This window comes from Actinomyces oris (assembly GCF_006546825.1).
GTDB lineage: Bacteria > Actinomycetota > Actinomycetes > Actinomycetales > Actinomycetaceae > Actinomyces > Actinomyces oris.
Window position 1 is genome coordinate 589,153 of sequence record NZ_VICC01000001.1, and the last position, 21,615, is coordinate 610,767.

The window sequence follows — 21,615 nt, forward strand, 5'->3', positions numbered from 1 at the left end:
GCCGGGAGGCGCCCCTGCGCGCCCAAGGTCACACGCGGCGTCGGGGCAGGCTCAGACGATCTCGTAGCCGATGTCGGGGGCGAGCGCCTTCAGCAGGGCGTAGAGCGTGGCGTCAGCCAGCGGGGCGGTGTCCCGGGGCAGAGCCGGCAGGCTGTTGCGCGCGGGGGAGAACAGCACTGTCATCTCGCCCCCGGTCATCGTCGAGCGGGCGCGCAGACCATCGACGTCGGGCAGCTGAATCCGGATGGCGCGCGCCCAGGCCCGGCACGTCGAGCGCGGGGCGCTGTCGAGGCTGACCGAGGCACCGTTGCGCAGCGCCCAGGTGCTGGTGAGATCGAGCAGGCGCAGCGGACGAGTCGCCTCCCAGACCTGCAGAAGAGGCATATCGCTGCGCGTGTCGATGACGCGGGTATCGGCGAAGACCTCCGCGACGCACGTGAGCAGGTCACTGGCGGTGTACAGGACCCCGTGCTCCGGATGCTCCCCCGTCGGCAGCGGGTGTGGATCCCAGCGGCATCGCGGGTGCGGTCCCCAGGTCCGCAGCTCGCCCCACGGCAGGGGGTGAGGGCTGAGCGCGAAGGCGACGCGGGAGAGCTCGGCGTGCTCCACCGTCACGATGTCCTCCGGGCGGGTGTCGAGCGTCGACGGTGGCTGTGGGGGATTCTTCGGTCGGGGACTCACCGGTGGTCCGCATCCGAGAGCTGCTGGACGACCGCCGCCGGGTCCCCGCCGGCGATCAGCCACTGCGCGGGTGTCGCCCCGTCGAGCAGCTCGGGGTCCGACGTCGTCATCCGCGCCTCGATGGTGGCCGGCGTCAGTCCCTCGCGCAGGGCGGGCACCACCGTTGCCAGGCCCGGGATCGGGCGGCCCTCATGGAACTGCCACGTGGGGAATCTCAGCGACCGCCCCTCTCGGTAGGCGTAGAGGGTGCGCCCGGCCGCGCGGGTGATCGTCGTCGTTGTCCGGCTGAGCAGGGTGGCGACTTGGCGGGTGCTCAGCGAGCGCGCCAGCGTGCAGGCCGCCTGGACGGCCTCATGCTGGGCGGTGAGCTGCTCGGCGTACGTGCGATCGGACAGGATGCGCTCCACTGTGCGGGCTGTGGACCTGCTGCGGCCGCGAGGGGTGGTTCGGGCCAGGAAGTCGGTCATGCCGGCGGACACCGGGCCGACGCCGCCCTGCGACGTGCGGGCAGTGGCCTCGCGCATCGCGTCCGCGAGCTCCTCGTCGCTGAGGTCGAGCTGGTCGAGCAGGCCGGCAAGAACAGTCATGGAGTGAGTGTAATGCATTGAGTGTGCATGTGCATGCGTACACGATGCGTCTCGGTGGCCCCTGGCGGAGGTGGTGGCCGGCTGCCAGGGAGGTTCGCGGAATGTATTTGAACCGGAAACAAGAATCTCACAAGTGTTATGCAACTGTGACCATCGGGGTGCTGCACTGCGAACCTGGATGAAATCACAAAAGAGCCTGGGTGACGACGGGAGGTCGTGGTGGCCAGCAATCCCAGCAGCCCCAACAGACCGCGCGGTCGGGGAACTCTGTGCTGGTAGGAGCCGGTTAATTGTGTGAAAACCGAGACCAAGTCGTCACTCACGTCACGGGGAGGGCACGTGGAGGTCACACTTGAGCGGATTATTCCGATGAGGGCCTTTCTGCCTTGCAATTCCCTTACTGGAAGGTGCCATGATGCCGCCATGAACACTGTCAGTACCCCGACTTCGCCCCAAGCTGCCCCGGCTAGGCGGCGCGGACCCGGGCGCCCCCGAGCGGGCAGCGAGGACAAGCGAGCACGCATCCTCAATGAAGCCGTGGTTCTCTTCGGAGAGCACGGGTATGCCGGCACCTCCCTGGCCGACATCGCCAACGCGGCAGACATTTCCAAGGCCGGACTCCTGCACCACTTCTCCTCCAAGGACGAGCTCTTCTGCAAGGTGCTGGAGCGCCGTGACCGCGAGGACGCCCTGAGCATTCTCGTGGAGTCCCCGGCCGCCGAGGGCGACACCGCTGAGGCACCCGTCGACACCATCGGCAACCTGGACACCCTCGACGTCGCGGGTGCCTCCGACCTGGACGGCAACCCCTGGGCCCTGCTGGAGCGCTACATCGAGCTGCTCGAGCGCAACGTCGCCCACCGGGACCTCACGGCGATCTACACCGCGACGGCGGTCTCGGTCCTCGATGCCGAGCACCCGGCGCACCGGTGGATGGCCAACCACCTCAACAGCGCCGTCGAGCGCTTCGAGTCCAGCTTCGAGGCCGGCAAGACCGCCGGGCTCGTGGACCCGAAGATGCCCTCGCGCCTCGTGGCGCGCAGCCTGGTCGCCCTCATCGATGGCCTCCAGCTGCAGTGGCTGTGCTCGACGACGCCCGGGACGGCCGCTGCGGAGTCCCTGTCCACCGACCTGGTGGCGGAGATTCGCCTCTACGCCGACTGCCTGCGCAGCCAGTGGGAGGTCCAGGAGACCCCGGAGACCCCTCAGCGCCCCAAGGCCGCCTGACGGTCAGAGGCGCCGCGTCGCCCTGGGCTCGGCGCCTCCACGAATCCTCATCAGAATCCCTATCCATCCCATCCGGCTCGGGAACCTCGTGTTCCCGAGCCGGTCCTGTCCTCGGGCGCCGGTCGTGAGCGGGTGGCCCGCCTGATTCCGGACCGATTCAGCGGTCCGCCCACAGCAGCAGGTGCGGGGTGATCGAGGCCAGGTCCGGGACGACGACGAGGCCGGGGTCGGCCGGGAAGTGCTTGGTCGTCCCGATCTGCACGACGTGGATCCCGTTGCCCCGGGCCGAGGCCGCCCCCGTGGGGGAGTCCTCGACGACGACGCAGTCCTGAGGGCGCAGGTCGAGGCGCTCGACCGCCGTGGCGTAGGGCAGCGGATCGGGCTTGGCCCCGACGCCGTCGTCACCGGTGACCAGGACGGCGAAGACGTCGCCGAGCGCGGAGGCCACCTTCTCGACGATCCGGCGCGGAGAGGCCGAGACGATTCCCTGGGCCAGCCCCACCTCCGACAGTGCCGAGGTGATTCGCAGCGCTCCGGGCAGCAGGGGAGGGGCGGCGCTCACGGAGGCCTCGACGTCGTGCGCGATCGCCTCGAAGACCTCCTGCGTGGCCGGATCGTCCCAGGAGCGGGTGGCGCCGGTGGCGGCAATGAGCTCGCGGGCCTGACGGATCGAGGCTCCCGTCATCTGGGCGACGAGCTCGGGGTGCGGGTCGCCGCCCAGGGCCTGGCAGTGGTGGATGAATGCCTCGTCCCAGAAGGGCTGGGAGTCCATGAGGGTGCCGTCCATGTCCCACAGGACAGCGCGCACCGTGAAGTTGGGAGTGGGGGAGGTCGTCATGAGAAATAGCCTAACCGGAGGGTGGTGCGGCGCACAGGGGCCGGGCGCGCTGCCTCATGACCCGCCTGCCGGCGCTCGGGGTTATGCGCTGCGCCGTCGTCCTGGCAGACTGCCGTCAGGACGCCAGGTGGTGCACGTGCCGGAACCCAACGGGGTGTGCAGGTGGCGGCGCAGTCGGAGGGGCCGGGAGGAGAGCGGGTGGGCGACACCTACAGGACCACGATGGCGGACGTGGCCAAGGCGGCCGGCGTCTCGCGCACCACGGTGTCCTTCGTGCTCAACAACCGCGACGGGGCTCGTATCCCACCGCAGACCCGCGAGCGCGTCCAGCAGGTGGCTGCCGAGCTCGGCTACCGCCCGCACGGCGGGGCACGGGCCCTGGCCTCGCGCCGGTCCTCCCTCATCGGCCTGGTCTCTGAGATCGTCACCAGTCCCTTTGCCGCCGCCACGATCCGCGGGATCCAGGACAGCGTCCGGGCCGCCGGCTACACCCTGTTCATCGTGCCGACCTCGACGGAGGCCACCGTGGATGGCGAGGCCTTCGAGACGCTGCTGAAGTCCCGGGTCGAGGGGATCATCTACGCCACCGGCTGGAACTGTCGGGTTCGCATGCCGGCGCAGGCCCGCGAGATCCCCACCGTCCTGGTCCACTGCATCGACCCGGTCTCGGGCCTCCCCTGCGTGCGCCCTGACGAGGAGCAGATGGGGCGCCTGGCCGCGCAGGCGCTGTTAGAGGGCCACCACCGCGACATCGGCGTCATCGAGCTCGACCCCAACGACGGTGAGGCCGCTCCGGGGCGGCGCGTCGGCTGCCGGACCTACTTGGAGCAGGCCGGCATTCCTTGGAGCACCGTTCACGTGGCCGTCGGCCATGGCACCACTCGGGACGGGTACGCCGCCGCCTCCCGCCTCCTGACGGACCACCCCTGGCTGACCGGGCTGGTGTGCGGCAACGACCGCATGGCGATGGGGGCCTATGCCGCGATCCGTGAACAGGGGCTGAGGGTGCGTGAGGACGTGGCCGTCATCGGGATCGACGACCAGGAGCTCATCGCTGACCAGGTCCATCCGGCTCTGACGACGGTTGCGCTGCCCTTCGAGGAGATGGGGCAGGTGGCCGTCTCCCACTTGCTGGCCCTCATGGAGGGCGAGGAGGTGCCCGCTGAGACGCTCCTGCCGGGCACGATCATCCGTCGCTCCTCGGCCTGACGGTGCGTCTCACCGCCTCTGCGGCCGCGTACTGCCCGATGCAGCCGATCCAGTACCGCCTGACGTGGCCGGCCGGGTCCGCGGCCGGGGACATTGTGCGCGTACGGGTGCGGAACCTTCCCGGCGGGGACATGCTGCGCCGTCGGGGACAGGATTCCGGTCCCCGACGGCGTCGAACGTCCCCGACGGCGTCGAACGTCCCCGACCGCACCGAAATGTCCCCGACGGCGTTGAATGTCCCCGACCGCAGGGGAAGGTCCCCGGCCGTGAGGGAGGCCTTGCCGCTCAGGAGTGCCGACGGCGCAGGCGCAGCGTGTAGGCGCCGGTCGCGGCGGCGGCCGCACCCAGGGCGCCCAGGGTCAGGGAGGTGCCGGTGCGGGCCAGCGGGAACCGGGCGGAGGCACTCTTGCCTGCCGCAGCGGTGGTGGGGCTCGCCGACGCCGCAGCCGCCTTCGCCTGGCCACGGGCCGGCCCCTGGACGGCGGGCTTGCCGGCCCCGGGGGAGTCGGGGCCCTCGGCCGGGGCGCCGGCGTCCTGGACGGAACCCAGGTGCCACAGGCTCAGGGAACCCAGATGCGCCGTGCCGCCCTCGGCGTAGAGCGAGACCCCCGTGGCGTCCTGTTCGGGGTAGACGGTCTGGGTGATGACCGGAGTGCCGTCGGCCGCGAAGACCTCCACGGAGTGGGCGTCAACAATGATGCGCAGGTGGACCTGTCCCTTACTGTCCGGTGACAACGGCGCGGTGGACCGGGCCGGGAACTTCGGGGAGAAGTCGGTGACCCCGGAGTGGGTGCGGTCCACGACGAGCTGCTTGGCCTGGGAGTCGTAGCCGATGAGCGTGTACTGCTCGCCGTTGTCGAGCACCTTGATACCGGCGAAGGAGGAGGCGCCAGGGCTCAGGTCCACGCTGATGTCCAGGGAGGTGCCCTGAGCGGCCTGGCCGAGAGAGGTCTCGCCCGCAGGGATGTCGGTGTCCTTCCGGGTGAGCTCCTGGCCGGTGCGCAGGGACTCCAGGGCGGTGACGGGCTGAGCGGTCAGGCGCAGCTTGCCGTTCACCCGGGTCAGTCCCATCTCGCGCACCGTGGACATGGCGGTGCGCCAGGTGGTGGTGGGCAGGTCGCGCACGTAGGCCCAGTTGCTCATCCAGCCCACCTGGTAGCGCTTGCCGTTGGGGACGTTGTCCCAGGTGAAGGCCGCGTAGTAGTCCTTGCCGTAGTCCAGGCGCGGGACGACGTCGGCCCCGGAGAAGGCCTTCGTGTCCGACTGGAGGATCTGGTCGACCATGAGGTGGCCCCAGTCCTCGGCGTTGCCGTTGTGGTCCTCGATGACGAGCCGGGCCTTGCGGCCCTTGTAGGCCGCCACGTCCATGCTCGTCCACTCCAGGGTCCCGGAGTTGTTGCCGGTGGCGGAGGCGACGACCTTGCCGTCCACGACGAGGTTGACGGAGGTGTTGTCCGCGATGGGGGAGGCCTTCTTGTCCGAGGCGCGCACCTCGTCCAGGAGGATGTGTCCCCAGGGACCGGTGGCCGTGTCAGTGACGACGATCTGGGCGGACTTACCCTTGAGGTCGCTGACGTCCCAGCTCTGCCAGTTGAGCTCCTCCAGGTTGCGGCCGGTGGCCGAGCGCACCACCTTGCCGTCGACGACCAGCTCGACGACGCTCACCCCGGAGCCCCCGTCGGCGCCGCCCTCGGGGCGCGGGTTGTTGCCGCCGCCCATGAGGAGGTTGAGGTAGGGGGAATCGATGGTGAAGGTCGGCGAGGTCGCGGTGCCGGTGGTGGCGTCCGAGCCTTGCCCGGTGGCGGCGTCGAGATAGGTGTTGAGCAGCCCGGCGCTGGAGTGGTTGACCAGCGGCTGCTGGCCTGGGGTAGCGCCTTGAGGGGGCGTGGCCCCGAAGGCGTTGCCCTCCACGGTCCAGCCCTCCCAGGAGCCGTCGAAGCCGGCCAGGAGCCTGCCGCCGCCGTTGTCGCCGGTGGCCTGCGGGTTGTAGGGGTGCTTGCCGCCGGCGGTGCGCAGGTTGATGTAGGACGAGGAGACCGTGAACTCATCCGAGGTCAGCGTGCCGGTGTCGGCATCGCCACTGCCGAAGGAGTCCACGTAGGCCTTGCCCTGGTGGCCGGGCAGGTCCCCGGTGGCCGGGCCCGAGCCGAAGGCGGCGCCGTCGGCCTTCCAACCGGCGTAGCCGTTCTCGAAGTCGGCCAGGGTCGTGCCCTCATCGCCGGTGTAGTGGGGAATCTCGTCGGGGGTGAAGGTGGTGCCGTCCCAGCTGCCCACGAAGTACTGGGCGGAGTCGGCCACCGTGACCACCAGGACCCACTTGACCTCCTTGGAGCTGCCGTCGACCGGCAGCGGGAAGAAGTCCGGGCACTCCCACACGGCCGAGGTGATGCCCTCCCCGCCGAAGCTGGACTGCTCGGTCCAGTGGATGAGGTCGGGGGAGGAGTAGAAGGAGACGCGGTGCTCGGTGGCGTGGGAGACCACCATGGTCCAGCGCCCGGAGGTCTGGTCCCAGAAGACCTTCGGGTCGCGGAACTCGTTGGAGCCGATGTCCAGGACCGGGTCCCCGTTGTTGTACAGGTTCCAGGTGCGGCCCTTGTCCGTGGAGTAGGCCAGGGACTGGGACTGGTTGCCGCCGACGTCGGCCCGCGTCCACACCGCGACCATGGCCGGGTTGTCCGGGCTGCCCAGGCCGGAGGTGTTCTTGGTGTCGATGACCGCCGATCCGGAGAACACCCCGTACTGCGAGGTGTACGGGATTGCCACACCCAACTCCTGCCAGTGGACCAGGTCCTTGGAGACGGCGTGGCCCCAGGACATGTTGCCCCAGTCCGAGCCCTCGGGGTTGTACTGGTAGAACATGTGGTACTCGCCGTCGTAGTAGACGAGCCCGTTGGGGTCGTTCATCCAGTTCTTCTGGGGGGTGTAGTGGGTCTGCGGGCGCCACCGCTCACCGGGTTGGTCGGCCTTCGGCGCCGCCGGTGCGGCTGGTGCGTTCGGCGCGGTGGAGGCCGGTCGGGCCTGGCCGGAGGCGGCTGCGGGCATGGAGGTCAGCGTAGAGGCGGCTGCCAGCAGGCAGAAGGCGGTCAGGGCGCTCAGTGCTCGGGCGGTCCGACTCATGTGTTGTCCTCCGGGAAGCGGGCTCGGCGTGAACGAGGGCGGGCGCCGTTGCGGGTCGGAGCGGTGCTCAGGGGCTGTCGCCCCGTTTCCTACGCCGATCCGATAACGCGCGTTAGCGCCGGTATTAAACTACGCGGGCCCTCGACGTCGGGCAAGCACCCGGGGGTCATTCCCGATCAACATCGGGGACTTCTCAGGGTGCTCCCCGATAGTCGGTGGCGGGCCTCATCGTCCAGACTGTTGCCATGACGCAGCAGCAGTACCCCGGTCAGTTCAGCCAGTCCGCCCGCTCCGAGGGCGGGGGCTCCGCCTCCGGTCGGACGGGCGAGTTCTTCCGTTTCCGTGACTCCCTGCCCCGCCGTTCCCGTGAGCACCGCATTCTCGGTGGTGTCTGCGGGGGTCTGGCCGAGGCCTGGAACATGCCGGTGACCGCGGTGCGCGTCGGGGTGATCCTGGCCAGCTTCCTTCCCGGCCCCATGTTCCTGGTCTACGTCGGAGCCTGGTGCCTCATGCTCGACGAGCCCGCCCCCGCCCAGTACTGACTGTTCTCAGCCTGCCCGGGCGGGTCCGAGCCGACTGGCCCGGGCCGTGACAGTCCTCCGGAGACCTTTAGCGCTTCGGTAACACGACCCGTACCAGACTCACGACTACCGACATCGGCCGAGGACGTCGACGTCTTCGGCCTCGTAGAAAGAAAGGTGATGGCTGTCTCTTCGCTCTCCTCAATGCTTCTCTCCTGCCGTCTGTCCATCACTCGTTTTCTCCTGATGCATGCCCGTCCCTGCTGCCATCGGTTCCAGGCGGCGCCTCGGGTCCACGCGTGAGCGATGGGCTGCGCCCGCCTCGCACCCCCGGTTCCACGGGTGACGCGGCGGGCGCAGTGCGTGGCGGCGCCCATCGGCCGGAGCCTGGAGCAGGCAGCGTTCCCGGCCGTGACACGGGGGCGGCGGCTTCGCGGGAAGGCGCCGTCGATGGGAGGATCGAGCCGTGACAGACACCGTGAATGACGCCGCAACCGACGCCGTGACTGCTCCAGCGACTGACATCGAGTTCCTCTCCGCCTACGACCAGGGCTTCGCCCGTGTCGCCGCCGTCACCCTGCCGGTGGTGCCCGTCGACCCGGCCGCCAACGCCTCCGCCATCATCGAGCAGGCCCGTACCCTGGCCGAGGACGGCGTCTGCCTGGCCGCCTTCCCCGAGCTGTGCCTGACCGGCTACGCCATCGACGACCTCCTGCTGTCCGATGTCCTGCTGTCCGACGTGCTCGCCGCCATCGAGACCCTGCGCGCCGCCAGCGCCGACCTCCTGACCGCCCTCGTCGTCGGCGCCCCCCTGCGCCTGGGCGACCGCCTCTACAACTGCGCCCTGGTCATCCAGGGCGGGCGGGTGCGCGGCGTCGCCCCCAAGTCCTACCTCCCCACCTACCGGGAGTTCTACGAGAAGCGGCACTTCGCCCCCGGCGACGCCCTGCCCGCCGGGGTGGAGAGCATCGAGCTGCCCGGCGTGCACGGCGGTTCCGACGGCGCTGAGAGGACCGAGAGCGCCGACGGCTCTGGTTGTCCTGAAACGGCCGCCCGGGTCCCCTTCGGGGCGAACCTCCTGTTTGAGGTCGAGGACGTCCCCGGCCTGACCTTCCACGTCGAGGTCTGCGAGGACATGTGGGTGCCCGTCCCGCCGTCGTCACTGGCGGCGCTGGCCGGGGCGACGGTCCTGGTCAACCTCTCCGGCTCGCCCATCACGGTGGGGCGGGCCGAGGACCGTGAGCTGCTGGCCCGCTCCTCCTCGGCCCGGGGGCTGGCCGCCTACGTCTATGCCGCCGCCGGGCAGGGCGAGTCCTCCACGGACCTGGCCTGGGACGGCCAGACCCTCGTCTACGAGAACGGCGAGCTGCTCGGCTCCACCGAGCGCTTCCCCGACGGTCCGCGCGCCACCGTCGTCGACGTCGACATCGAGGGCCTGCGTGCCGAGCGCCTGCGCCAGGGGACCTTCGCCGACAACGCCCGCACCTTGAGCTCCCCGGTCGCCGGCTCCCCGACAGAGGCCACCACCTTCACCGATCCTGCGGCCTTCCGGCGCATCCGGATCGGCGCCGCCGACCTGGCCGCCCCGCGCACGGACATCGGCCTGCGCCGCCGCGTGGACCGCTTCCCCTTCGTGCCCGACGACCCGGCCCGACTCGCCCAGGACTGCTACGAGGCCTACAACATCCAGGTGGCCGCCCTCGTCCAGCGCCTGGGGGCCATCGGCAACCCCAAGATCGTCATCGGCGTCAGCGGCGGCCTGGACTCCACCCACGCCCTCATCGTGGCCGCCCGCGCCATGGACCGCCTGGGTCGGCCCCGCTCCGACATCCACGCCATCACCATGCCCGGCTTCGCCACGAGCGCCGGCACGCGCCGCAACGCCGAGGACCTCGCCGTCGGCCTGGGCTGCACCTTCGAGGAGCTCGACATCCGGGCCACCGCCACCCAGATGCTCACCGAGATGGGTCACCCCTACGGCGAGTACGCCCGCACCGGGGTCCTGCCCGAGGGCGTCAGCGAGCGGGACCTCTACGACGTCACCTTCGAGAACGTCCAGGCGGGCCTGCGCACCGACTTCCTCTTCCGCATCGCCAACCACCGCGGCGGCATCGTCCTGGGCACCGGGGACCTTTCCGAGCTCGCCCTGGGGTGGTGCACCTTCGGGGTGGGCGACCAGATGGCCCACTACGGGGTCAACGCCGGCATCCCCAAGACCCTCATCCAGCACCTCATCCGCTGGGTGGTCGCCGAGGAGCTGTTTGACGACGCCGTCGGGCGCACGCTGCTGTCCATCCTGGACACCGAGATCAGCCCCGAGCTGGTCCCGGCCGGGGCCGGCGGCGCCATCCAGTCCACCCAGGCCAAGATCGGCCCCTACGCCCTGCAGGACTTCACCCTGTGGCACGTGCTGCGCCGCGGCTCGCGCCCCAGCCGCATCGCCTTCCTGGCGCACAAGGCGTGGGCGGACGCGGATGCCGGGGACTGGCCCGAGGGGCTGCCGCCGGCCGAGAGGGTCGCCTACGACCTGCCCGAGATCCGGCGTTGGCTCGAGCTGTTCCACCGGCGCTTCTTCACCAACCAGTTCAAGCGCTCCACCCTGCCCAACGGGCCCAAGGTGGTGGCCGGCGGCTCGCTGTCGCCCCGTGGGGACTGGCGCATGCCCTCCGACGCCGCAGCGACCGCCTGGCTGGCCGAGCTCGAGCGCAACGTGCCGCGGGCGTGAGACCCCCGTGAAGAACCGGGACTATTGTCCTATGATGTGAGGCACAACACAATGTGGTTCCTGAGGCTTGCTTTGTTCGGGATTGATTTGAGCAAAACGCATATTTACAGCGAAAAGTTCCGGTGATGTGCTGGTAACGCGCGTTATCAGCGTTGGTTTTGTGCGCTTCTGTGTGAAAGTGGTGGGCAACTCAGTGGTGTCGATCACCCTGATCCTTTTTATCGTCGCCCTGTCACACACGTTGCTGTTGCCCAGGCCATACACACCTTCGGCGGCAGCCCGGATGGGAAAGGTCCCCGCCCATGGTCTGCCTGGTCGTAGCCGCGCACGGACACCTGGCTGAAGGTCTTGTCGCCTCCTCAGCGATGATCGTCGGTCCCAGTGACGACGTCGTCGCCGTCACCTTCGAGCCCTCCGAGGGCCCTGATGACCTGCTGGCGAAGTACGCCGCCGCGGTCGAGGCCTCCTCCAGCCAGGAGTACCTCATCCTCGTCGACCTCTTCGGCGGCAGCCCCTACAACGCCGCCGCCCGGTTCGCGGCGGGGCGTGACGATGCCGACGTCGTCACCGGTGTCAACCTGCCCATGGTCATCGAGGTCCTGTCCCGACGTCTGACCGGCGCCGGTCTCGCCGAGCTTGTGGAGGCCGCCCGCACCTCCGCCGTCGACGGCGTCAAGGTCCTCTCTGAAGTCTTCACCCCTGCCCCCACCACCACTTCCGACGATGAAGGAGACGAGCTCTGATGGACGTCAAGCTCCTGCGTATTGATTCCCGCCTGGTTCACGGACAGGTCGCCAACAACTGGGCCGGATCCCTGGGCGCCGAGGCCATCCTCGCCGTCTCCGACGGCGCCGCCAACGACGAGCTGCGCAAGACCCTCATGCTGCAGACCGGCGGCGGCAAGGTGAAGGTCCACGTGCTGGGAGTGGAGAAGGCCGCGCGCGTCTACAAGAACCCCAAGTACGAGACCCTCAAGGCCGTCATCGTCGTCGAGACCCCGGCCGACATCGTGCGCCTGCTCGACCTGGGCGTGGAGGCCAAGGAGGTCAACGTCGGCGGCATGACCTTCAAGCAGGGCACCAGCCAGGTCTCCCAGGCCGTCTACGCCAGCCCTGCCGACGTCGAGGCCTTCAAGGAGATCGACTCGCGCGGCATCAAGCAGTACATCCAGCAGGTGCCCTCCACCGCGAGCTCCGACCTCATGGGGGCCCTCAAGGAGAAGGGCCTGCTCTAAGGGCGCGGCCTTCGTCCCCACACCTCCCTCGCACACCTCCATCCCGTCACCCCTCGGTGGCGGGCTCAGCAGGAGTGTGCTGTCAACCCTCACATGAGAGAGACATACCGTGCATGACATCAATCTGATCCAGATCATTCTGGTCACGCTCGTGGCGTTCGTCGCGGGTATGGCCAGCGTCCTGGACGAGCGGCAGTTCCACCGCCCGCTCGTCGCCTGCACCCTGACCGGTATCGCCCTGGGCAACCCCGCCGTCGGCATCATGGTCGGTGGCTCCCTGGAGCTGCTCGCCCTGGGCTGGATGAACGTCGGTGCCGCCATGGCCCCCGACTCCGCCCTGGCGTCCACCGTCTCCACCATCATCGCCGTGGCCTCGGTCGGTGACGCCTCCTCCACCAAGAGCGCCATCGCGGCCGCCATCGGTGTGGCCGTCCCGCTGGCCGTCGCCGGCCAGGCCCTGACGATCTTCGTGCGAACGATCGCCATCTTCTTCGCCCATCAGGCCGACCGCTTCGCCGAGCAGGCCAACTACCGGGGCATCGCCATCATGCACTTCACGGCCCTGGGCCTGCAGGGACTGCGCGTCGCCATCCCGACCGCAGTGGTTGCCGCACTGGCCTCGGGTGACACGGTCAAGCACGCCCTCGACGCCATTCCGAAGGTCATCACCGAGGGCCTGGGCATCGCCGGAGGCTTCATCGTCGTCGTCGGTTACGCCATGGTCATCAACATGATGAAGGCGCGCAAGCTCATGCCCTTCTTCTTCCTGGGCTTCATCTTCGCCACCTTCGCCACCACCGTGGGCGGCTCGGCCTCGGTCAGTGACCACAGCAAGGGCATCGACAAGTGGGTCATCGACCTCGCTCCCAACGGCGCCACCCTCGTGGCGCTGGGCATTCTGGGGGCCTGCCTGGCCGTCATCTACGTCCAGCTCAACCCCGAGTTCCACGACTCCGTGCGTCTGCCCGCCGCCGCCTCCCCCGCAGCCAGCGGCGGCTCCAGCAGCGACCTGGATGACGACCTCGACGACGAGCTCGACTGAGCTGGAAGAAGGAAGACTCTCATGACTACTGAAACCGCTCCGGCCACCTCGGAGAAGATGCTCACCACTCGTGACCTGCGCCGGATGTACTGGCGCTCCACCTTCCTGCTCGGCTCCTTCAACTTCGAGCGCATGCAGGCCATGGGCTTCTGCTACACGCTCATGCCCGCCATCCGGAAGTTCTACCGCGACGACAAGAGCGCCCAGGCCGCCGCTCTCAAGCGGCACCTGGAGTTCTACAACACCCATCCCTGGGTCTCCTCGGTCGTCTTCGGCGTCACCGCCGCCATGGAGGAGCAGAAGGCCAAGGGCGAGGAGATCTCCGAGGAGACCATCACCTCGGTCAAGGTCGGCCTCATGGGGCCGCTGGCCGGCGTCGGCGACCCCATCTTCTGGGGGACCGCTCGCCCCGTCCTGGCGGCGCTGGGCGCCTCCCTGGCCCTCAACGGCTCGATCGTGGGCCCGCTGCTGTTCTTCGTCGGCATCAACCTCCTGCGCGTGCTCACCCGCTGGTACGGCCTGAAGTTCGGCTACGAGCGCGGGACCGAGATGGTCACCGAGGTCGGCGGTGGGCAGCTCAAGAAGATCACCCAGATGGCCGCCATCATGGGTCTGTTCGTCATGGGCGCCCTGGTCTCCAAGTGGACCACCATCAAGTTCCCGACCGTGGTCTCCAAGGTCGCCGACCCCGACACCCAGATCGTCAAGGTGACGACCGTCCAGAGCATCCTCGACCAGCTGCTGCCCGGCCTGGCGGCGCTGGGCCTGACCTTCCTGTGCATGTGGCTGCTCAATAAGAAGGTCAACGCCCTGTGGATCATCCTGGGCATGTTCGCCTTCGGCATCCTGGGGCGCTGGACCGGCTTCCTGGGAGTCTGACGACGGCATCCGCATCCCGTCTCTGAGCGGGGAGGGGGCGTAGGACTTGCTTCTAGCCCCCTCCCCGTTCCGTGTGTTCGGTAGAATGCGCGGGGCCGGCGCCAGTTCTCCCGGCGCGCCATCAGTGCTCCACCGGGGCCGTCCGACGCCTCCTCCCGGCTCTCCTCCTCCCGCCCCGCTCCGACGTCGTCCCCGTCCTCCGCCCCCTCAAGCAAGGAACCCGCGTGACCCGACTTCTCGTCACTGACCTGGACGCCACTATCGTCTTCGACCGCTCCGTCTCCCCGGCCGACCGCGAGGCCATGGCCCGCTGGCGGGCCGCCGGCAACCTCCTAGCCGTGGACACCGGCAAGTCCTCCTTCGCCACCCGCGACGTCCTTGAGCCCCTGGGCGTCGTCTTCGACTACGGCATCGTCTTCACCGGGGCGGTCCTCGTCGACAGCAGCTACCAGGTGCTCTCCGCCCGCTACCTGCCCGATGGCGTCGCCCGAGACGTGGCGACCCGCACCGTCGACCTGCCGGGGGTGACCACCTACGCCACCACCATCGAGACCGACTACATCCTGGCTGACAACAACGACGAGATCTCCTCCATCCTCGCGGTCTTCGAGCACCTGAGCCTGGAGGAGATGGACGCCCACCGCTTCATCGGCGTGCCCCTGCGCGTCACCGACGACGCCCTGCGCGAGCGCCTCCAGCACGACCTCACCGGGCGCTGGGAGGGCGTCCTGGACTGCCACCGCAACCAGGAGTTCCTCGACCTCGTGCCCGCCGGCGCCACCAAGGGCGCGGGCCTGCGCGCCCTCCTGGACGGGCCCCTGGTGGGGCAGGACATCGAGGTCTGGACCATCGGCGACTCCTGGAACGACCTGGACATGCACGCCGTCGCCGACCACGCCGTTGCCCTGCCCTGGTCCCCGCCGGAGGTGACGGCCGCGTGCGAGACCACCGTGGGCTCCATGGCCGAGCTCATCACCACGATCCTGGAAGGCGACCGGCATGAGTGAGAACAGCAAGACCGATGGTGCGCGGACCCTGGGCACCCGGGTGCGCGACTGGTTCAACGGCGGGGATCCCGACGGGCGCGCCAAGCTGCGCGCCTGGGCCACTGGGGAGGACGGCCGCTGGCGCGGCTACACCCACTCCATGGGCAAGTACGTCACCTGGCTCATGGTCATCGCCTGCATCCTCTACCCCTTCACGCGGGGCATCGGCTCGATCCTGGCCCTGCTCGTGGCGATCTTCCTCATGGGCGGGCGCGCCATGATCGAGCGGCAGGTGCGCCGCGACGTCTCCGACCTGGAGGAGGCCAAGCGCCAGTGGGGGCTCACCCGCAACCCCGAGTACCTGCGGTTCATGACCCTGCGCGCCGAGGGGCTGCTCGAGGACAACAAGATCCTCACCCCCGACTCGCGCAGCCTCCTGCAGGGCTACGCCCAGTGGGCCCACGAGCGCCTGGAGCGCGAGGACAAGAAACAGGCCAAGAAGGCCCGCAAGGCCGAGAAGAAGGCCCGCCGGGAGGGAACGGGGCACGAGTCCGACGAGTCCGCTGACGCTGCGGCGAAGAATGAGGAGAATAAGGCTGCTGACGGCTCCTAGCGATCCTGGGCGGTTCGCGGGTCGCCTGCAGGCCGCTCTGAGGCGGCTGGAGACCGGCAGGACCGGAACGGAAAGGACTCCCATGCCACGCAGGCTCATCTCCACCGACCTGGACGGCACCATCGTCTTCAACGGGACGATCTCGCTGCGTGACCGCGAGGCCATGGCCCGGTGGCGGGCGGCCGGCAACCTCCTGGTCATCAACACCGGCCGCTCGGTCTCGGCGTTGGAGCACGTCGTGGTGCCCATGGGCCTGGAGTTCGACAACGCCATCCTCTACACGGGGGCCGCCATCGTGGATGAGGACATCCGGGTGCAGTGCTCCACGGCGCTGCCGGCCGGCGTCGTCGAGGACATCCTCGACTTCGTCGAAGGGGCGCCGGGCGTCACCGTCTTCACCACCGGGCTGGACGAGGACCTGCTCATCTACGACACGATCGGCTCCGGCTCCGAGCTGCTGACCCTGTTCCGGCCGGCCACCCGGCGCGAGCTCGACGGGCGCGAGGTCATCGGGGTGCCGATGCGCTTCACCGACCCGGAGATGGCCGCACGCACCGAGACCTACCTGCACCGGCGCTGGGAGGGGCAGGCGGTGGGCTTCCGCAACCAGGACTTCATCGACGTCGTGCCCGCCTCGGCCTCCAAGGGGGAGGGCCTCAGGCGGCTGGTGGCGAGCCTGGCCGAGCCGCCCGCCGGCGAGACGGACGGCAGGACCGGGGAGGGTGCGTCCGGGACGGGAATGGCCGGGGAGGCGACGGCCGGCGGCTCGGCGGGGCTCGACGTCGGTCCGTGGACGGCGGAGCCGGTAGAGACCTGGTCCATCGGGGACTCCTGGAACGACATCTCCATGCACGCCGCCGCCGACCACTCCTACGCCCTGCCCTGGTCGCCGCCGGAGGTGGTGGCCCAGTGCGACGGCACGGTCTCCAGCCTGGCTGACCTCATCGACTCCCTCATGGGGCGACCGGCTTTCTAGTCCCCGCACACTTCGACAGAAACTTCAGAATCGACGCGGCTCCGGGTCTTTTTTGAAGATTCGGTCGAAGTGTTGCGGCGTTGCGGCGTTGATGCGCCGGTGGGCTGGGGTGTCGCGGCGCGCGGCGGGAGCGGGCGGCGCGGGCTATGCTCGCCGGCATGCGTTTGCTCGCCACGGATCTCGACGGCACCCTCGTCTTCCACCACGCCGTCAGGCAGGCCGACGCCGAGGCTCTCGTGCGCTGGCGGGCCGCCGGCAACCTCCTCGTGCTGGCCACGGGGCGCTCGGTGCGGCTGGTGCAGCACGCCGTCGAGGTGGCCCGGGCCTCGACATCCATCGGCCTGGACTACGACTACGCCGTGTGCGCCACGGGCACGACCGTCATCGACGCCGCCGGTCGGGTCCATCGCACCCGGAGGCTTGAGGCTGACCAGGTGCGGGCGGTCGTGCAGGCGATCGGCGACGTCGTCCAGGCCCCCGTCTCCGTGTTCGCCTCAACCCTCGAGCGCGACTACGTGCTGGACGACCCGATCGGCCTGTCCACCGACCAGCGCACGCCCCCGGACCGCTTCACCGCGGCGCCCCTGTCGCAGGTTGCGGGCCTGGGAGTGACCTCCATGCCGCTGCACATCCCCGACGTTCGGACCGCCGCGGCGCTGGCCAGCGGCCTGGAGGAGACAGTGGACGGCATCAGCTGCACCCGCTCGACCGGCTTCGTGGACGTCACGGCCGCAGGCGAGTCCAAGGGGATGGGCCTGGGCCGGCTCGCCGAGCTGCTGGACGACCAGGGCATGGAGGTCAGTGAGGTGGCCGCCGTGGGCGACTCCTGGAATGACATCTCGATGTTCGAGCAGGCCGACGTCTCCTGCGCGATGGCCGGTGCCCCGGGCGAGGTCGTTGAGGCCGCCGGCGGGCGCACCACCCCGAGCGTGGCCGCCTTCATCGACGCCCTGCTGGCCTGAGGGCACGTGGAGGCCGGGCCCGCGTGCCGTCGGCGCCTCTCGCCCGGCTGCTGAGCACCGACTGGCTCAGCGCGCCCACACACTTCGACAGAATCTTCAAAATAGACGCGGCTCCGGGTCGTTTTTGAAGATTCTGTCGAAGTGATCGTGGCGGTGGTAGGAAGGGGCCCGCGGGGGCGTGCCTCTCAGGCCTGGGCGTAGCGGTAGACGTTGGTCTCCCGCAGCTCGAAGCCGGCGCGGCGGTAGAGGCGGTTGGCGGCCTCGCGCGTGGGGCGGGAGGTGAGGTCCACGGTGCGCGCGCCCAGCTTCCCGGCGTGCTCGACGGCGGCCTCCACGAGGGCCTGCCCGGCGCCCTCACCGCGGGCTTCACCGTCGACGACGACGTCCTCCACCCAGGCGCGCAGGCCCGTGGGGATCGTGAAGGTCGCCAGGGTGAGCATGCCCAGGATCGGTGCGCTCTGGCCGGCTTCGGCCTCAGGCCGGAAGACGAAGAGGAAGACCCCCTCCTGAGCGATGAGGGCCTCGCACTGCTCGGCGCTCAGCGCCGGGGCGCTGCGGGAGAGCTGCGGGATGAGGCGCTCCATGGCCTCGACGATCTCCGGGCTGGAGGTGGTGACGAGCTCAACGGTCATGAGGAGTTCTCCTGCTGGTTGAAAAGAGGCGGCGGGCCGAGACGGGCTGGTCCCGCGACGGCTTCCTGTCAGCCCTGGAGCCTACCGCCTGGGAGCGCTCCGAGCGCCGAGATGCCCCACCGACCGGAAGAATCTGGTGGAGAGTCTTGGTCGGTGAGGTGGAGCGCCGCGACCGATAGGGTGCCTCGGCCCGTGGGGTGGCTCGGCCGGGGGAGCCTGACCGATAGGGCACCTCGGCTGTTGGAATGGTTGGGCTGGGGCTCCTGGGCTCGTGGGGTGGCTCGGCCGACGGGCCACCTTGGTTTGCGGAGCCACGTCCGAGGCCACCCCGGCCGGCCGCCGGCGGGCCCGGTCAGGCCGAGCCGCTGATCTCCTTGACGGTGGGATCCATGATGGCGGCCTCGAGCAGGGCGGTGCCGCTGGTCAGGTCCCGCAGTCGCAGCACGTAGGGGTGGTCCACCGTGAACTCGACTGGCTTGGTCTGCTCCGCTGGCGCCGCCATCGCCGCTGCCTGGCCCTCGCTCAGAGCGGCTGCGACGGTGCCCTCCTCATCCAGGATGAGGCGTATCTGCTGGACCACCTGGGTCAGTGCCAGCTCGGGCGCGATCTTGTCCAGGCCCTCGGGCTTGAGCCCCTGCTCCTTGAGGAAGTCGAGGAGCTCCTTGGGCTCGGAGGTGAGGTCCAGCTTGGGCAGGGCCAGCTCCACCTCTCGGGGGCGCACCTTGTCCAGAGCCGTGGATGCCTCCGCCCATGTCCCGGCAGCCATGGCACTCGGCAGGGTTCCGGCGTCGGGCAGGACAACGTCGAGAGCGAGGTCGGCGTCCCTCCCGTCCTGCCCGCCGGCGTAGGCCAGGCGCACTGCCGCCCAGCCCTTCCCTGTGGTGTGGGGGATGGAGCGCGTGTCGTGCATGAGGTCGGCCTTGACGGTCTTGCCCCCGGCGAGCGTGAAGTTTTTCTGCGAGGTGCTCCCGGCCTCGAAGGGGGATTCCCACTGGGCCGCGAAGAGCAGCGCGTTCTGCACCACCAGGCGGGTGTCCTGGGTGACATCGATGCCGCTTTCCGGGATGAGGCCGGCCGTGTTGCGCGAGGCCCAGGCATCGAGGTTCTCCTTCATGGAGCTCACACCGACCTGCTCGATCTCAGTGGAGAACCAGCGCAGCACCGCATCGAGGTAGGTCTGCTTGACCTTGAACTTCTTGTCGTCGGAGATGAGGACGTGGTTGGCCAGGTGAACGAGCGGCTTGTCGGGGGCCTTGTCCGGGTCGAAGCCCTTGAGATCACTGTCGTAGCGGTTCAGGGAGTTCTGGATGGCCGACCAGGCCCGGTCGCGGTCCTCACCCGAGAGCCCCAGGAGCGCGTCATAGCCCTGGGCCGCGGCGTCCGTGGCGCCGTCGGCCAGGATCGCCAGGACGAAGGCGAGACTGAGAGGGGAGGCCATCGCCGTCGCGGCCGAGTCCTCCTTGAGGTAGTGGGTCAGGAGCTTGCTCCCGAGCTGGTCGCAGGCGGTGGCGGCCTTGGTCACCTGGGAGGCGACGTCGGAGAGGCTGACCTTCTCGTGGGTGACCTTGGAGGTCAGCTGCGTGCCTGAGGCCAGGGAGCAGCCGCCCAGCAGCGCCACTGCTGCGGGAACCAGGGTGCCCAGTGCCAGCACCTGACGGCGGGCCAAGCCGCAGTGGTCGGAGGCGGACAGGCTCATCAGAGGATCACTCGGGGTCATGGCGTCAGGTTAGGGAGCCCGCCCGGCCCTGTCAGCGCCTTGGTGAACTCCCACCATGGGGAATCATCCCCGGGCCGGTGGCGGGTGGGCCGCAGCAGCTTGCGTCCGCGACCACTCGATCGGCAGAAAACGGCCCCATTGCGCCGTGACCACGGTGACGCGCTCTCCTGCTGGGAACGGCCGCCTCGAAGGCCGGTCAAGAGTAGGCTTCCGACCAAGGTCCCACAACGCCCCGCAGGCCTCGCGGCTCCGACGCCGCGCGCCTGCGCCGCCCCAGGAAGGTCACTAGGAAGGTCACTCATGGTCGAGTCCGCCGCTCACGTCGAGCACGTCTTCGCCGCCGACGAGCTCTTCTTCTCCACCACGGACTCCCACGGGCGCATCCGCCGTGCCAACTCCACCTTCATGCGCCTGTCCGGCTACCCGCGCGGCGCCCTGGTGGGGCGGGCTCACAACGTGGTGCGGCACGCGGACATGCCCGCCGGCCTGTTCCGCTCCATCTGGGACGCCATCGAGGAGGGCCGGGCCGCCAGCGCCTACATCACCAACCGCTCCTCCGACGACGGCCACTACCGCGTCTTCGCTACCATCGTGCCCTCCGGCTCCGGCTACCTGTCCGTGCGCACCCTGCCGATGCTCACCGACCTGCGTGACGACATCGAGGCTGCCTACGCCCGGGTCCGCGACGTCGAGGAGGCCTCCGCCGCGGCCGGCTCCACCCGCCGGGAGGTGGCCGCCGCCGGGCAGGCCGCCCTCCAGGCCGAGCTGCAGGCCCTGGGTTACGCCGACGCCATCGACTTCACCCGCAGGGTCCTGGTCGCAGAGGTCGGCGAGCTGCTGGCCCACGGCGTCGGTATCCCCGACAGCCCGCAGACCGAGGGCCCCGTGGCCCGCATCCTGGGGGCCATGGGCCGGATCGAGGCGGAGACCGCCGGGCTGGTCGGCATCCTCCAGGAGGGGCAGCGGCTCGCCGACCTCCTGGGCGAGAGGGCCGGCGAGATCGAGGCCCTCTCGACCCGCCTGGGCACCCTGCGCGAGGCCATGCGCGCCGTCGGCACCGACGTCGAGGTCCTGGGCCACGGAGAGCAGGCCGACGACGTCGCCGCGCGCTGCCAGCAGGTCGACGCCCTGGTCCTGGAGTGCTCCGAGCAGCTCCACCCGCTGAGCAGCCAGATCGAGGCGCTGCGCGGCGACCTGGACTCGGTGAGCTTCCGCATTGCCCTGGCCCGCCTGCACAACCTGGCCGCCGGGCTCTTCGCCCTGCAGATCCTCCAGGGCCAGGACGAGGTTGACGCCAACGACGCCGTCGGCAGCCTCACCGAGCTGTGCTCGGCGCTGAGCGACGGCGCCGACAACCTGACCCAGCGCGTCGGCCTGCTCGACGCGCGCCGCGAGCTGGTGGGTGGTGAGCTGGATGTCGTGGCCGAGGACCTCGGCGTCATCCAGGGCCCGATCCTGGAGGTTCTCGATGCGGCCGCGGCCGCCGGCGCGGGGCAGGCCGACTCCGTGACCACCGCCCGCACCCTGGCCGAGCAGGGCTTCGGCGAGGCCCGGGACCTGGCCGACCTGGCCGTGCGCCTGCGCGACCTCGAGGTCCCCTTCGAGGCTGAGGCCATCAACAGCGCCCTGGCCGACGTGCGCGCCGCCCTGGCCGAGCTCGGCTAGCCGC

19 protein-coding genes are annotated in these 21,615 nt (G+C 69.8%); 13 read left to right on the forward strand and 6 right to left on the reverse strand.

Annotation, left to right across the window (positions count from 1 at the left end):
- Positions 1-51 precede the first annotated feature (51 nt).
- Together FK267_RS02465 and FK267_RS02470 are read right to left on the reverse strand one after the other, a co-directional pair.
- Positions 52-681 carry an RES family NAD+ phosphorylase gene (locus FK267_RS02465; RefSeq protein ID WP_232622494.1) on the reverse strand — a complete coding sequence of 210 codons (630 nt, stop codon included), beginning with the start codon at positions 679-681 and terminating at the stop codon, positions 52-54.
- Positions 678-1,268 carry a hypothetical protein gene (locus tag FK267_RS02470; protein ID WP_141406128.1) on the reverse strand — a complete coding sequence of 197 codons (591 nt, stop codon included), beginning with the start codon at positions 1,266-1,268 and terminating at the stop codon, positions 678-680. Before FK267_RS02470 ends, FK267_RS02465 begins: the two co-directional genes overlap by 4 nt.
- A 423-nt stretch (positions 1,269-1,691) precedes the next feature.
- On the opposite strand from FK267_RS02470, the gene FK267_RS02475 reads away from it, so the two are divergent.
- Positions 1,692-2,495 (forward strand): TetR/AcrR family transcriptional regulator, encoded by an 804-nt coding sequence (locus FK267_RS02475; RefSeq protein ID WP_232211375.1) that lies wholly within the window; start codon positions 1,692-1,694, stop codon positions 2,493-2,495.
- Positions 2,496-2,652: 157 nt separating this feature from the next.
- On the opposite strand, the gene FK267_RS02480 is transcribed toward FK267_RS02475, so the two are convergent.
- Positions 2,653-3,333: an HAD family hydrolase gene (locus FK267_RS02480; RefSeq protein WP_141406130.1), complete on the reverse strand. Its 681-nt coding sequence runs from the start codon at positions 3,331-3,333 to the stop codon at positions 2,653-2,655.
- Between the two features lie 198 nt (positions 3,334-3,531).
- On the opposite strand from FK267_RS02480, the gene FK267_RS02485 reads away from it, so the two are divergent.
- Positions 3,532-4,542 (forward strand): LacI family DNA-binding transcriptional regulator, encoded by a 1,011-nt coding sequence (locus FK267_RS02485; RefSeq protein ID WP_141406131.1) that lies wholly within the window; start codon positions 3,532-3,534, stop codon positions 4,540-4,542.
- Between the two features lie 285 nt (positions 4,543-4,827).
- Here FK267_RS02485 and FK267_RS02490 read toward each other — a convergent pair whose 3' ends face one another.
- Positions 4,828-7,659 (reverse strand): GH32 C-terminal domain-containing protein, encoded by a 2,832-nt coding sequence (locus FK267_RS02490; RefSeq protein WP_141406133.1) that lies wholly within the window; start codon positions 7,657-7,659, stop codon positions 4,828-4,830.
- A gap of 245 nt (positions 7,660-7,904) precedes the next feature.
- Here FK267_RS02490 and FK267_RS02495 point away from each other — a divergent pair, with 245 nt between their 5' ends.
- From FK267_RS02495 to FK267_RS02540, 10 genes are all read left to right on the forward strand, one after another.
- Entirely contained in the window at positions 7,905-8,201 is a 297-nt protein-coding gene (locus FK267_RS02495; protein ID WP_075414517.1) for a PspC domain-containing protein, read from the forward strand.
- A gap of 445 nt (positions 8,202-8,646) precedes the next feature.
- Positions 8,647-10,905 carry an NAD(+) synthase gene (locus tag FK267_RS02500; protein WP_198498126.1) on the forward strand — a complete coding sequence of 753 codons (2,259 nt, stop codon included), beginning with the start codon at positions 8,647-8,649 and terminating at the stop codon, positions 10,903-10,905.
- A 302-nt stretch (positions 10,906-11,207) separates the two neighbouring features.
- Positions 11,208-11,648, forward strand: coding sequence for a PTS sugar transporter subunit IIA (locus FK267_RS02505; protein WP_009407652.1), 441 nt, complete (start codon positions 11,208-11,210; stop codon positions 11,646-11,648).
- Positions 11,648-12,139 (forward strand): PTS sugar transporter subunit IIB, encoded by a 492-nt coding sequence (locus tag FK267_RS02510; protein ID WP_009407462.1) that lies wholly within the window; start codon positions 11,648-11,650, stop codon positions 12,137-12,139. The genes FK267_RS02505 and FK267_RS02510 overlap by 1 nt, the downstream gene beginning before the upstream one ends.
- A gap of 109 nt (positions 12,140-12,248) precedes the next feature.
- Entirely contained in the window at positions 12,249-13,181 is a 933-nt protein-coding gene (locus tag FK267_RS02515) for a PTS mannose/fructose/sorbose transporter subunit IIC (RefSeq protein WP_003788909.1), read from the forward strand.
- 21 nt (positions 13,182-13,202) lie between these two features.
- The gene (locus tag FK267_RS02520; protein ID WP_009407764.1) at positions 13,203-14,060 is read left to right on the forward strand and encodes a PTS system mannose/fructose/sorbose family transporter subunit IID; all 858 of its coding nucleotides are present in this window, start codon (positions 13,203-13,205) and stop codon (positions 14,058-14,060) included.
- Between the two features lie 224 nt (positions 14,061-14,284).
- Positions 14,285-15,067 (forward strand): HAD-IIB family hydrolase, encoded by a 783-nt coding sequence (locus FK267_RS02525; protein ID WP_141406135.1) that lies wholly within the window; start codon positions 14,285-14,287, stop codon positions 15,065-15,067.
- On the forward strand, positions 15,060-15,659 hold the full coding sequence (locus FK267_RS02530; protein WP_141406137.1) for a hypothetical protein: 600 nt from the start codon (positions 15,060-15,062) through the stop codon (positions 15,657-15,659). Before FK267_RS02525 ends, FK267_RS02530 begins: the two co-directional genes overlap by 8 nt.
- 82 nt (positions 15,660-15,741) lie before the next feature.
- Positions 15,742-16,635 (forward strand): HAD family hydrolase, encoded by an 894-nt coding sequence (locus FK267_RS02535; RefSeq protein ID WP_141406138.1) that lies wholly within the window; start codon positions 15,742-15,744, stop codon positions 16,633-16,635.
- A gap of 158 nt (positions 16,636-16,793) precedes the next feature.
- Positions 16,794-17,597: an HAD family hydrolase gene (locus FK267_RS02540; RefSeq protein WP_232622495.1), complete on the forward strand. Its 804-nt coding sequence runs from the start codon at positions 16,794-16,796 to the stop codon at positions 17,595-17,597.
- A gap of 185 nt (positions 17,598-17,782) precedes the next feature.
- On the opposite strand, the gene FK267_RS02545 is transcribed toward FK267_RS02540, so the two are convergent.
- Positions 17,783-18,229 (reverse strand): GNAT family N-acetyltransferase, encoded by a 447-nt coding sequence (locus tag FK267_RS02545; RefSeq protein ID WP_141406142.1) that lies wholly within the window; start codon positions 18,227-18,229, stop codon positions 17,783-17,785.
- Between the two features lie 352 nt (positions 18,230-18,581).
- On the reverse strand, positions 18,582-19,925 hold the full coding sequence (locus FK267_RS02550; protein WP_141406272.1) for a serpin family protein: 1,344 nt from the start codon (positions 19,923-19,925) through the stop codon (positions 18,582-18,584).
- 321 nt (positions 19,926-20,246) lie between these two features.
- On the opposite strand from FK267_RS02550, the gene FK267_RS02555 reads away from it, so the two are divergent.
- A complete protein-coding gene (locus FK267_RS02555; protein WP_141406143.1) occupies positions 20,247-21,611 on the forward strand; it encodes a PAS domain-containing protein in 1,365 nt (454 codons plus the stop codon).
- Positions 21,612-21,615: the final 4 nt, after the last annotated feature.